The organism is Pedobacter frigoris (assembly GCF_032678645.1).
Taxonomy (GTDB): domain Bacteria; phylum Bacteroidota; class Bacteroidia; order Sphingobacteriales; family Sphingobacteriaceae; genus Pedobacter; species Pedobacter frigoris_A.
Window position 1 is genome coordinate 846,809 of sequence record NZ_JAVTSP010000002.1, and the last position, 13,368, is coordinate 860,176.

11 protein-coding genes are annotated in these 13,368 nt (G+C 40.3%); 9 read left to right on the forward strand and 2 right to left on the reverse strand.

Features of this window, described 5'->3' with window-relative positions:
- Positions 1-130 precede the first annotated feature (130 nt).
- Genes R2Q78_RS09930 through R2Q78_RS09940 form a run of 3 tightly spaced genes read left to right on the forward strand, consistent with a single transcriptional unit; the run spans position 131 to position 4,307 of the window.
- Positions 131-805 carry a response regulator transcription factor gene (locus R2Q78_RS09930; RefSeq protein WP_316791319.1) on the forward strand — a complete coding sequence of 225 codons (675 nt, stop codon included), beginning with the start codon at positions 131-133 and terminating at the stop codon, positions 803-805.
- Complete coding sequence (locus R2Q78_RS09935; protein ID WP_316791321.1) at positions 802-1,842, forward strand: HAMP domain-containing sensor histidine kinase; 1,041 nt, start codon at positions 802-804, stop codon at positions 1,840-1,842. The genes R2Q78_RS09930 and R2Q78_RS09935 overlap by 4 nt, the downstream gene beginning before the upstream one ends.
- A 59-nt stretch (positions 1,843-1,901) precedes the next feature.
- Positions 1,902-4,307: a TonB-dependent receptor domain-containing protein gene (locus tag R2Q78_RS09940; RefSeq protein ID WP_316791323.1), complete on the forward strand. Its 2,406-nt coding sequence runs from the start codon at positions 1,902-1,904 to the stop codon at positions 4,305-4,307.
- A gap of 9 nt (positions 4,308-4,316) precedes the next feature.
- Here the strand turns inward: R2Q78_RS09940 and R2Q78_RS09945 are convergent, their stop codons facing one another.
- Positions 4,317-5,555, reverse strand: coding sequence for a HAMP domain-containing sensor histidine kinase (locus R2Q78_RS09945; RefSeq protein ID WP_316791325.1), 1,239 nt, complete (start codon positions 5,553-5,555; stop codon positions 4,317-4,319).
- Positions 5,555-6,229: a response regulator transcription factor gene (locus tag R2Q78_RS09950; RefSeq protein WP_316791327.1), complete on the reverse strand. Its 675-nt coding sequence runs from the start codon at positions 6,227-6,229 to the stop codon at positions 5,555-5,557. The genes R2Q78_RS09945 and R2Q78_RS09950 overlap by 1 nt, the downstream gene beginning before the upstream one ends.
- Positions 6,230-6,357: 128 nt before the next feature.
- On the opposite strand from R2Q78_RS09950, the gene R2Q78_RS09955 reads away from it, so the two are divergent.
- The 6 genes from R2Q78_RS09955 (at position 6,358) to R2Q78_RS09980 (ending at position 13,331) form a co-directional block, all read left to right on the forward strand.
- Positions 6,358-7,455 carry a DUF4856 domain-containing protein gene (locus tag R2Q78_RS09955; RefSeq protein ID WP_316791329.1) on the forward strand — a complete coding sequence of 366 codons (1,098 nt, stop codon included), beginning with the start codon at positions 6,358-6,360 and terminating at the stop codon, positions 7,453-7,455.
- Positions 7,456-7,532: 77 nt separating this feature from the next.
- On the forward strand, positions 7,533-8,621 hold the full coding sequence (locus R2Q78_RS09960) for an imelysin family protein (protein WP_316791331.1): 1,089 nt from the start codon (positions 7,533-7,535) through the stop codon (positions 8,619-8,621).
- 11 nt (positions 8,622-8,632) lie between these two features.
- Positions 8,633-10,003, forward strand: coding sequence for an HTTM domain-containing protein (locus R2Q78_RS09965; protein WP_316791333.1), 1,371 nt, complete (start codon positions 8,633-8,635; stop codon positions 10,001-10,003).
- The gene (locus R2Q78_RS09970) at positions 9,981-12,461 is read left to right on the forward strand and encodes a TonB-dependent receptor domain-containing protein (RefSeq protein WP_316791335.1); all 2,481 of its coding nucleotides are present in this window, start codon (positions 9,981-9,983) and stop codon (positions 12,459-12,461) included. The genes R2Q78_RS09965 and R2Q78_RS09970 overlap by 23 nt, the downstream gene beginning before the upstream one ends.
- A gap of 49 nt (positions 12,462-12,510) precedes the next feature.
- The gene (locus R2Q78_RS09975; RefSeq protein ID WP_316791337.1) at positions 12,511-12,831 is read left to right on the forward strand and encodes a hypothetical protein; all 321 of its coding nucleotides are present in this window, start codon (positions 12,511-12,513) and stop codon (positions 12,829-12,831) included.
- Entirely contained in the window at positions 12,831-13,331 is a 501-nt protein-coding gene (locus tag R2Q78_RS09980) for a DUF2231 domain-containing protein (protein ID WP_316791339.1), read from the forward strand. The genes R2Q78_RS09975 and R2Q78_RS09980 overlap by 1 nt, the downstream gene beginning before the upstream one ends.
- The last annotated feature ends 37 nt before the right edge of the window (positions 13,332-13,368 follow it).

Below are 13,368 nucleotides of genomic sequence, written 5' to 3' on the forward strand. Positions count from 1 at the left end.
ACTCTTTTTGGGACATGTATAAATGAATCAAGTTCAGGTTTTCTACATAATTGAATGATATCTTTACGAGGATTGTGTTAATTAAATGCAGAATGACTGACGTGATGTATAGAGCAAAAAATTTTAATTCATGAAGGTGCTGATTGTTGAAGACGAGCCTGAACTGGCGAAGAGTATGATCAGCTATCTCTCAGACCAAAGTTACTTATGTGAACTTGCTGTTGACTATCAGCAGGCTTTAGATAAGATCAGTACTTATCATTATGACTGCATCTTGCTGGATCTGATGCTTCCGGGAGGAAGTGGCATGAAAATACTTGATGAATTAAAATTGCAGAATAAGGAAGATGGTGTAATCATTATTTCTGCAAAAAATTCGCTGGAAGATAAAATAAAAGGACTTGAATTAGGTGCTGATGATTATCTGGCTAAACCCTTTCACCTGTCGGAACTTGCCGCAAGAATTTATTCTGTCATCAGAAGACGGAGTTTTGGAAATTCAAATGTCATCACTCAGAATGAATTAAAAATTGACCTTCTGGCAAAAACAGTGATGGTAAGAGATATTCCGGTAGTGCTTACCAAAAGAGAATTTGACATGCTGATCTTTTTTATTGGCAACAAAAACAGGGTGATTTCTAAAAGTGCACTCGCAGAGCATCTGTCGGGAGATATTGCCGATATGCTGGATAACCATGATTTTATTTATGCCCATATCAAAAACCTAAAAAGAAAATTAGCTGAAGCGGGCAGCGGAAATTATCTGAAGACGTTGTATGGAAATGGTTATAAATGGGAGATATGAATAAACTGCTGAATAAATCACTAAAAAGATTCAGTGTTTATGCTGGAATTGTACTGGCATGCAGCATTCCCATTTATTATTTTGCCATTAGTAAGCTATGGCAATATGAATTAGATGAGCATAATATTATTTTGACAGCAGAAGCTGGCCGTGAAGATAGCTTCCTCATTATCGGTGCTGTTACGCTTTTGACCGTATTCTTTTTCGTATTGATATTAGGCGGGTTTGTATGGCTTAACCGCAGGATATCCCGCCGGCTTTGGCAGCCATTTTACCAAACCCTGGAGAAGATCAAAGATTTTGACCTGAACAGTCATACAACAGTTCAATTTGAGCCAGCAAACGTCATTGAATTTGAGGAATTGAACACGAGTATCAATAAACTTCTGGAAAGTAATATTGCCGCATTCAGGCAGCAAAAGGAATTTACAGAGAATGTTTCCCATGAACTGCAGACACCCCTTGCCATCGTACAGGCCAAACTTGATCTGCTCTTGCAAAATTCATCAATCACGACTACTCAGTCCATGATTATCGAAGAAACCAATCATGCACTTTCCAGGGTTTCCAGGATTAATAAAAATCTATTGCTGCTGGCAAAAATAGAAAACCAGCAGTTTTTGGATCAGGAAACCATAAACATGTCTGAGTGTATTAGTGAGATAGTTGAACTGCTTGCTGATTTCCTGGAGGATAAAAAAGTATTTCTTAATATTGATCAGGAGTGTTTTATTCAGGGCAACAAGATGCTGGTTGAGATTATGCTGACCAACCTACTCACAAATGCAATAAGACATACAGGTTCGAATGCGCAGATTAACATCTCATTGAATTCGGAGGAATTGAATATTGCCAATGCGGGATCTGATATGCTGATAGCTGAAAAATTGTTTAACAGGTTTAGTTCTGCTTCTGTGAAGACTCCCGGTAGCGGGATCGGGCTTTCAATAGTTAAGGAAATCTGTAATCGCTATGGGTGGAATATCCATTACAGTTACTTACATGATTTACACAATTTCAAGGTTAAATTTTCGTAAAAGCAGACAATTCAGAATTTCTTCTAAATGTCCCTGCAATTTTACTGAAAAAACAAATTATGCTGAGATCCTTGTTGTTAATCTTGATATTTCCTGCTCTTGTCCAGGCACAAAATGTTTCATCAATTGGCATTTCCGGAATGGTAAAGGACACAAAAAAGGCAGCTGTCGCTTACGCCAACGTTACATTGAAAGCACAAAAAGATAGTGTTTTCGTAATGGGTACGGTTACGAATGATGCGGGGAGGTTTACTTTATCTAACATAAAGAGTGGGAATTACATCGTAGAGATTTCGATGATTGGTTATACAACTTACAAACAGTCTTATACAGTCGGTTCTTTAAGTGCATTCCTTGATCTTGGTGTTTTTGAATTAAAAGAAGATGCCAGGCTACTGACTGAAGTAAAGATAACAGGAGAGGCTTCTGCAGATGGCATATCGGGTAAACTGGATAAAAAGACTTTTAACCTTGCGAACAACCTGACGCAGTCTGGCGGCTCGGTGCTGCAGGCGATGCAGAATCTTCCGGGAGTGACTGTGCAGGATGGTAAAGTTCAGCTCCGCGGCAATGACAAAATTGCGGTGCTGATCGACGGGAAACAAAATGCCGTGACCGGATTCGGAAGTCAGACAGGACTGGACAATATTCCTGCTTCTGCTATAGAGCGGATTGAGATCATCAACAATCCTTCTGCGCGTTTTGATGCCAATGGAAATGCAGGGATTATTAATATCATTTATAAAAAGAACAAACAGGAAGGGTTTAACGGTAAAATAGGGCTTACTTCAGGCCTTGGGGCAGTATGGGTCCGCAAGGAAAACCTGCCGGGCATCAGGCCGCAGTATCAGGCTACACCCAAAATTAATCCCTCCCTGTCAGTCAATTACAGAAAGAATAAAGTAAATACCTTTTTGCAGGCAGATTGGCTGTATACTCAGACCCTTAACCGGAACGACTTTGCCGAGAGGGTTTATGATGATGGTACTGTCATTAAACAACAGGTAAAACGAAACAGAACTACTACGTTCTCTACGGTAAAAACAGGTGTGGATTGGAATCCTGATGACAATAACACGTTTACTTTTTCAGCTTATCTGAACAGGGAGAAGATCCTGGACAGGGGAGATATTCCTTACTTTAATGGCGACCTTTCTGTTCGGAGCCGCCTGTGGCAGTTTCTGGAAGATGAGGTGAAATACACAGCAACAGGAGCGGCACTTTACCAGCATAAATTTGCGCAGCCCGGGCATTTATTGAATGCCAGTTTTAACTATACCTTCCACAGGGAGGACGAGAAATATTTCTTCACCAATATCATGCCCACATTTACAGGAGAGGATGCTTTTAAACTGCTTTCTGATGAGCATGTGGCAGATTTAAGTGTAGATTATTTTAAGCCGTTAAAGCATGGCAGGATAGAGAGCGGAGTGAAATTCAGGAGAAGAACGATACTAACAGATATGCAGTTTATTCCAGGATTGAACTCCCCGCTTGATGTGAATGCGGGGGGCTGGGCCGATTATAAGGAAACCATTCCTGCTGTCTATAGCAATTATGTTTTTGAGAACAGGAATTTTGAAATTGAGGCAGGGCTGCGGTTTGAATATGTAAAGGTGGATTATGAGGTAAATCCAAATCACAATACTTACAAAAGTGATGGTTATTACTATTTTCGCCCATTTCCAAATCTTCGCTTAGGATACAAATTAGGTGAGAAAAACAAAGTGTCTATATTTTATAATGAACGAGTGGATCGTCCTAATGAAGTAGACATACGTATTTTTCCTAAGTATGATGAGCCAGAGGTGATCAAAGTAGGAAATCCAACACTTCGTCCGCAGTTTACCAAAAATATTGAACTGGGACACAAGCTCAGTTGGGCAAAAGGAAGCCTTTATTCTGCGGCATATTATAAACTGACCAATGCCACCATTACGCGTATTGCGACCACGGTGCCGGGAAATACATTGATCTATAATATCTTTCAGAATGCAGGGAAAAGCCAAAACAGGGGGGCTGAAGTGACTTTGCAGCAGCAATTATATCCCTGGTTTTCTTTCAATACCAGTGCTGCTTTGTACTTCAATAAAATAAATGCCTTTACTGTTGAGAATAAATACCCTGTTCCCACAGTTTATAGCATGCCGGAGGAAAGTATTACATCCTGGAACGCAAAGCTAAACGGAATGTTTAAACTGCCCAAGAAAGCAGAAATACAATTTTCAATGGTTTATTTAGCTCCGGATATTATCCCTCAGGGAAAGATCAGTTCGAGATTTTCTGTAGACATGGGTTTAAAGAAGCAGATCCAGAATGGAAAAGGAGAACTGTTCTTAAATGGAACGGACCTGTTTAATACTTTAAATCCGACCAAAGAGATCAGGGGCAATGGCTTTACTTTAACCAGCACAGATTATCTGGAGACACAGGTGTTTCGTTTAGGATATAGCTATAAGTTTTAGAGATAAACTCTAAAATGTTACTTTAAACTGGTGCTGGTTTTGGATGTAACTATACGAAATGTCCCAGTTGTAGCTCAGGCAAATTTGTTTTACAATAGAGAGTCCCAATCCATTGCCCTTATAACCGGGTGCTTTCTTACCGAATCTTGTAAATAATTTTGATTCAGGAAATCCCAGTGGTTCTCCCTCATTTGTCAAGACAAGCTGAGCTTCATCAAGTCTGACCGATACCTTTGCCCCCTGATCTGTATAGGATAAAACATTAGAAAGCAGATTTGATACGAGTACTTCCATTAAAAAAGGGCTGGCAAATACACGTTTAGGAGAAACTTCGAAATCGATAGTGACACTCTTGTGCTGAAAAAGGTCTTCCATCAGTTCGTAGTTGTTTTTTAACACCTCATCAAGCTGTAACAATTGCTGATCTGTAAAAGCATTGTTCTCCAATTTTGCCAGCAATAACAAGCCCTTATTAACCTTGCTTAGGCGTGTAATAGCCTGTTTGGCATCATTAAGCGGCCGGATCACTGATGGGTCAAGGGAAAGCTGACTGATACTTTCCAGCCTGGTTTTTAAAATGCTCAACGGTGTTTGTATTTCATGAGAGGCATTTTCAGTAAACTCTTTCAACGCAGTATATTCCCTTTTTCCTCTTGCGGCGAGGTCGGACAGTACAGTGTTCATTTCCTGAAATTCTTTGATGTCAGTTACGGCCAGTTGCAATTCCTCTCTGGAGCTTACCGAATAACCTTTCATTCGCTTCAGATTGATCAGGAAGGGTGCCCACAAGCTGCGGCTAATAAAATAATTGAACAGTGTACCCAGGAGTACCAGCGTTGCAGCAATGGCTATAAATATATAGGAAATGGTTTTGGAATAATTTTCCCAGCCAATATAAGTTGTCATTACCCTTATCCGGTAAGGCTTTCCGTTGATCCTTTTGCTCTCTTCAAAATAATAATAACCTTCACTTACATTTTGTACATGATCATGGATCAAGGTGTCTTTAAAAATTTTTGGTAACTGCATCAGCGCTTCATTGTCCTTACTGATAACTACCAGAGGAAAATCAATATGTTTTCCTTTATCCAGTTCTTGTACAATCATATCAACCTGCAGTTCCAATTGTTCTTCGATTTCAAGGGAGATCTCAGCCCTTAAAAAAACAAACAGCAAAAAGCCTGCGAGTCCTAATACCAGTGAACTCAGGAGGAAATGATAAAGACTGATTTTAGAGACCAGCCGCATTAGAAGGTGAATTTATAACCTATACCATATATTGTTTTGATGTAGTCCTTGCCGGATACATTAATCAGTTTTTTTCTTAGGTTCTTCATATGTACATAAACAGTGTCAAAATTATCATTCTGATCAAAATGATCGCCCCACAAATGTTCAATTATAGAAGCTTTGCTTACCACCCTGTTTTTATTGATCACAAAGTAAATGAGCATGTCACATTCCTTTTTAGTTAGGCTGATCTCACTGTTTTTAAAAGATACCGATTTGGATATTGGTTCTATCATGAAACCATCGAAAGTGATCTTTTCCTCACCCTTCAGCATCTTTCGCCTATAGATGGCATTTACACGTGCATTAAGTTCTTCCAGGTAAAAAGGCTTTGTCAGGTAGTCATCTGCCCCCAGGTTTAAGCCACAAAGCTTATCCTGTAAAGAGTCTTTGGCCGAAAGGATCAAAATTCCTGTTTCTATCTGCTTTTGCTTTATCTTTTTAACCAGATCCATTCCGCTTCCATCTGGCAGCATAATGTCAAGCACTACCACATCATATATATAATCCCTAAGCTTCTGTTCCGCATCATTGAAAGTTGTTGCCTGTTCACACACAAAATCAAGCGCTGTAAAATAGGTTTCTATTTCATCCAGCAGCACAGGCTCATCTTCAATAAGTAGTATTTTCATAATTATTAAGAATAATTCTAAATCTTTAGAAATTCTTTAGAATGGTTTATAATATTTGCGGCAAGTTTAGCTGTTATTTAGACTTAATACAAACAATAATACTAATAATATTATATAATCCTTTAAAAATGAAAAATAAATACCTTAAGAATTCAGCATTGGTTGTCCTAACTGTTATTGGCCTTGCATCATGTAGAAAAGACAGAGTTACTCCTGAAGTAATTGCACCTTATGATGTGCCGACAACCTACAATTTTGCCGGTGCAGATTATACTGCCTCTTCTCAAAGGGTAAAAATGGCTTTAGAATTAAACAGCTACCTGGGAACTGCATTAACTGCAACAATTACTACAACAAAAGCAAACGATTATTTCAACAACACAAATAGTCCGTTTACTGATGCAACGTTAAATGCATCTGGTCTTAAGTTGGCAGACAAAACTGCTGATGCTGCGACCTTTACAGGATATTTTACCCAGCAAGTTGCCAACAGTGCAAAGAATGCTGTTGAGGCTACTAATGGTACGGCCGGCTATGTAATCAAAGGCACGTCTAAAAGATTGGTAAGTGCAACTGGTTTGGAATATAACCAGGCAGTAGCTAAAGGTATGATGGGTGCTTTATTTTTTAAAGAAGCTATTAATATCCTGAACAGTGTATCTGCTGCTAACAATACTACAGTAACTAATGGCGTAACAGCAATGCAACGCAGCTGGGATGAAGCTTTCGGATACCTTGGTGTGCCAACAGATTATAATCCTGACAGAACATATACCAATGCTGATGCGATTCGTCCATTATTGTGGGGTGGTTACCTTGCTGAACGTGGAAAAGGTATTGAAGCAGGTAAAGTTATCTTCAATGCTTTCTTAAAAGGACGTGCTGCTATAGGTGCTAAAGACTATGTAGTGGTAAAAGAGCAAATTGCTATTATCCAGGCCAAATGGGAGCAATTGGTTGCTGCGGCTGCATTAGCTTATGTAACTATACCTACTAACGCAGTAAGTGTAAACGACTTGCCAACCCAGTTCCACGCTTTATCTGAAGGTTTTGGTTTCGTTACTTGTTTCAAATATCGCCCTTCAAACAGTAAATTAACGGAAGCTAACTTCCAGAAATTAAGTGCTACCATGAATACCAACTTCTATACATTGATTAACGAAGCAGGCTTTGCCAAATTGGTAGAAGCGCAAACTATATTAAAAACAACGTACGGTTTAAACTAAACTGTTGCCTTATATTTGTCAAGCTCCTGGCTCATAATTGAGCCAGGAGCTTTCATCGTTCATAAATTATGCAAATCATGAAAATAAATCGCATCAAATCAGGTCTCGCTATAACCACATTGGTATTTACAGTTTTCATTATCGCTTGCTCAAAAAAATCAGGCAAAGATAATGGGCCGCAGGCTAATGGTTTTGATAAAGCGGCTATGCTGACTAACTATGCGGATAACCTGATCGTTCCGGCTTATATCAATTTACAACAGCAAATCGGATTACTTGAAACAGCGGTAAATGTTTTCCTTGTTACGCCAAATACAGCAAATCAACTGACGTTAAAAGCTGCATTTAAAAATGCTTATATTCAATATGAGCAGATATCTGCCAGTCACTTTGGCCCGTCCGAAAGGGTTTTGCTTAATAATTTCCTAAATACCTTTCCAGCTGATAATGCGGTCATTGATGGTAACATTACCCGGGGTACTTATGATCTGACACAAAATTCTACCACCAATCAGCAAGGTTTTTCTGCGCTTGATTATGTTTTATTTGCGCCGGATGCATTGACTAAATTTGCGGGTAGCGAAGCAGCAAACCGAAAAAAATATGTTCAGGATCTCGTAGCACGCATGAAAACCCTAAACTCGGGTGTTATCACAACGTGGAACAACAGTTACAGGGCTGAGTTTATAAGCAATACCCGCTCCGATGCAGGTAGTCCCATTGCATTTCTGATCAATCAATTTGCCTATGAGATGGACCAGATGAAAGGACCACGGATCGGCTGGCCTTTTGGTAAGCAATCGGGAGGTGTGCAATATCCTGATAAAACTGAAGGTTATCATTCTGGTATTTCTGTTGCACTTGCTGTGGCCAATTTGACCAATCTGAAAAAAATGTTTAACGGGAATGGCACTGGAAAAGGCATGTCCGATTACCTTGTCGCGTTAAATAAAAAAGCTTTAAGTGATGATGTGTTGAAACAATTTGATTTAGCCATCGCTAAATTGAGTGCAATACCAGACCCTTTGTCTACTGCTTTAACAGGCAAGAGCACAGAGATTGAAGCTGCTTATCGTGAAATACAAATACTGCTTACGCTGATTAAAACAGATGTAGCTTCTGCAACCGGTGTACGCATTACTTACCAGGATACCGACGGCGACTAATCAGGATATCAATGCCGGAACATAGCCTCTTTCATCGGATTCAAAAGCCTGCAGATATTGCACCCCTGGTTATTTTCAGGGTGTTGTTTGGGCTGATGATGTTCTCAGGTATCCTGCGCTTCTGGTTAAATGGCTGGATAACCGATCTGTATGTAACGCCCCGGTTTTATTTTAGCTACTGGGGTTTTGAGTGGGTAAAGCCGTTGGGTGATACTGGCATGCACCTGCTTTTTTTAACCGCTGGTGTCGCAACAATATGTATCGCTGCAGGATTTCTGTACCGCATAGCTGCAGTTGTCTTTTTTTTGGCATTTACCTATATCGAGCTGATTGATGCCACCAATTATCTCAATCATTATTATTTTATCAGCCTGATTGGGTTTTTAATGATTTGGCTGCCTGCCAACAGGTATTTTTCATTGGATGTTATCTTATGGCCAGAGTTGAAACGCAATCAAGTCCCCTTGTGGACTATCGGCATCATCCGCTTGCAGATAGCTATAGTTTATTTTTTTGCAGGCATGGCCAAATTAAGTCCCGATTGGCTACTAAACGCCACACCAATGAAGATCTGGTTGCCGGCCAAAAGTCATTTACCTTTAATAGGCGACCTGATGTATACAAGTTGGGTAGCATACCTGTTTAGCTGGTTTGGTGCGGTGTACGATCTTTTTATTGCATTCTTTTTAGTCAACCGTAGAACACGGCCCATAGCTTACGTTTTTGTGATCGCTTTTCACCTGGCTACGGCATTATTTTTCCCCGGTATAGGGATGTTTCCTTATGTAATGATCATTTGCAGCTTTGTTTTCTTCAGCTCATCTTTTCAGCGGGACTTGTTGAATAGATTTACAGGCCAGAATAGCTTAGCACAGATGGGTAATATTTACCAGTTACCTCTGCGCACAAATAAACTGGTTATCCTGGCTGCGGCCATTTACTTTTTTATTCAGGTTATTGTTCCATTGCGTTTTCTCATCTATCCAGGCAAACTGTTCTGGTATGAAGAGGGTTACCGTTTTTCCTGGCGGGTGATGCTGATGGAAAAATCGGGCAATACCTTTTTTTATGTCAAAGAGCCCTCAACGGGAAAAACGTATGAAGTTAATAACAATGAATTTCTTACCCCTTTGCAGGATAAGATGATGAGTACCCAGCCCGATCTGATCTTAAGATATGCACATTACCTGGCTTCTGTATATAGCGAGCGCGGGCTAAAGCACCCTGCGGTTTATGCAGAGTCTTATGTGACATTGAACGGAGCGCGTTCACGGCCATTTACAAATCCAAATATCGATCTATCCAGGCAGCATTTTAGCTGGGATCATTATACCTGGATATTACCTTTTGTTAAAAAAAATGAAACACAACATCATGATTGATAAAAGTACAGCAATCACGAATACTTATATACAGATGATAAATATCACTTTTGGCAAAATATTTTTGTTTGTACTGTTCAATCTTTGCTTTTTAAGTGCTTTTGCACAAAATTATAGCGTTAGTGGACATGTGCAGCTCAGCAATAAAGCTGCATCGGGAGCTACTGTAACCCTGATGCCTGCGGGACTGAAAACAGCCTGTAGCGAAAGCGGTGATTTTGAATTTAAAGATATCGCTACGGGAGAATATAAATTACTGATCAACTTTATAGGCGCAAAAAACTATAGTCAGAAGATTGTGGTAAATCGCAATATCTCGCTTAACATCACTTTAGAGGATTCCGATAGCAAGCTGTTAGACCAGGTAAACATACAGGATAGCAGCGAACGAATGGCATCCGGCAATTTAAGACAAGTAGAAGGTACTGCGATTTATGCAGGTAAAAAAACTGAAGTTGTCAATGTCGGGAGCTTAAATGCCAACCTGGCCACCAACAATACCAGGCAGATCTATAGCCGTGTTGCAGGTATCAATATTATTGAATATGATGGTGGAGGGCTGCAATTGGGTATCGGAGGCCGGGGATTAAATCCCAGCCGTGTATCCAATTTCAACACACGACAAAATGGCTACGATATCAGTGCTGATGCTTTGGGATATCCCGAAAGTTATTATACGCCACCGGCTGAAGCACTTGACAGAATAGAAATCATACGCGGCGCTGCCAGTCTACAGTATGGGACTCAATTTGGCGGCCTGATCAATTTTCAGTTAAAAAAAGGCCCCTCAGGTAAACCGCTGGAAATCACCAGTCGGCAAACGGTGGGTTCCTTTGGCTTTTTTAACTCCTTTAATAGTGTAGGAGGTACGGTGAAAAAACTGAATTACTATGCCTACTACCAGCACAAACGAGGCGATGGCTGGCGCCCGAACAGTCATTTTGACCAGGATGGAGCATATTTACATCTTGACTATCAATTTACACCTAAACTTAAAGTAACCGGTGAATATACTTATATGCATTATCTGGCGCAGTTGCCCGGAGGCTTAACTGATAATGAGTTTGAAACAGATCCGGGGCAATCCAGCCGTTCCCGCAACTGGTTTAAGGTAAACTGGAATTTAGCCAATCTTACGCTCGATTATCAGTTTAGTGACCATACCCGGATTAACTGGCGAAGTTATCATCTGTATGGCGGCAGACAAGCATTAGGCATATTGAGTTACATCAACAGGCCCGATCCCGGAGGAACCCGTGATCTATTGGATGATACTTTTAAAAACTATGGCTCCGAAATACGGTTACTTCACCAGTATGAATTAACAAACAAGCAAGTGAGTACATTTTTAGGTGGTGTAAGGGTTTACAAAGGGTTAACCCTGCGGAGTCAGGGCAACGCGGATGACGGCAGTGGTCCGAGCTTTAAGTACACAGGTAGCTTCCCTAGTGGCTCAGGTTATGAATTTCCAGGTACTAACGTGGCTGTATTCACCGAAAATATTTTCCAGCTGACAGAAAAATGGAGTGTAACGCCCGGTGCGCGATTTGAATTTATATCTACAAAGGCTGATGGATATTATGCGACCAGGTCAAGTCCCTACAACGATTTCTATTACATCCAGAATTTTGAGAAGAAAACCAATGACCGTTCCTTTGTGTTTTTTGGATTGGGTACGTCATATAAACCAGTGGAAGGAATAGAGTTGTATGCCAATGCGTCTCAAAACTACCGCAGTGTAAACTTTAATGACATTAGGGTAATTAATCCAAATGCGCGCGTTGATTCCACCCTTTCAGATGAAAAAGGATACACGATTGATGGCGGTATACGAGGTTCGGTAAACTCCTGGATGCGCTATGACCTGAGCGTGTTTTACTTAAAATACAACAAGCGTATCGGCTCTGTCAATACAAAAAGTGCAGATAATTTGGAGAATTACCGCCTGCGCAAAAACATTGGTGACAGCCGTAATCTGGGGTTTGAAAGTTTAATTGAAGCAGATTTATTGAAAGCGATTTCTAAAGGATCAAGTAAATACAAACTATCTGTTTACACAAATTTCGCACTGATAGATGCCAAATACATCAATAGTTTAGACCCATCCGTTCATAAAGATAACCTGGTAGAATTTGTTCCGCCAATATTATTCCGTACGGGTATTTCCTTTGGTAACCAGCGTTTTGATGTTGCTTACCAGTTTTCGCATGTTGGCAAACAATATTCTGATGCAACCAATGCCGAAATGTCGGACAGGGCAATTGATGGAGTAGTGCCCGCTTACCAGGTAATGGATCTTAGCGCAAACTACAAATGGAAGTGGTTTACACTATCGGGTAGCATTAATAATCTGCTGGATAAAAAGTACTTTACACGGAGAGCAGATGGATACCCAGGGCCTGGCATCCTGCCATCAGATCCAAGGGGTTATTTTGTAACCCTGCAGTTTAAATTATAGTTTAACAACTTCATTTATAGTTCAATAATAAATTTAAAAACCAATTCTAATGAAAAAATTATTTACAGCACTGATGTTTGCATCAGGCATTTTAGTACTACAGTCTTGCGGAGAAAATAAGAAAACTGATGTTGTAGAATCAGGTACCTATCAGGGTGTAGCAGAAGAAGTAGAAGCAGATGAAAAAGAGATTTATGTAAGAACCCCTGATGACAAGCTGCTTGAGCTTTATTTTACAGACAGCACCAAGCTTACTAAAGCTGGAAGCGTAGTTCCTTTTGATGCTTTGAAAGAAAAAGGAAAAGTTGAAGTTCAGGTAGAGAAGAAAGGTAATAAACTGGTTCCGGTTGCAGTATCTATTTTAGACTAATGAATCAAATTCCATCAATGTGGAGAGCAGAACTGTGGCATCCGATGCTGGTTCATTTTCCTGTTGCTACCCTGCTATTGGCTACAATAGCAGGGTTTTTGACAATTGTCATTCGTTCAGATAACCAGAAGGCATTTTATGGACAGCTTACGCTATTGTTGTTGACCATAGGAGTGATCAGTGGTTGGCTGGCCATTTATACCGGATCATTTTCCTACAATGTAGTGGTGAGGGATATCTGCGATCCTAAGGTGCTTCAGGAGCATTACTGGTGGGGCTATGCTTCGGTAATAGTTTATTCCTCTGCATTGGTAATATACGGCCTATCCAAATGGGTGATTAAAGCAAAACCTGTACTCATGCTGGTCATGGTTTTCCTGTTGATGCTAATCGGAGCGGGGGCATTATCCTACTGTGGTCATCTGGGTGCGACAGTCGTTTATCAGCAAGGTGGTGGTACCTATAAGCCTTCAGCCGATTGCTCAGAATTCGTCAGGTAAGGGTATAACTAAAGGTCATTTACGGGGGAAAAAATAT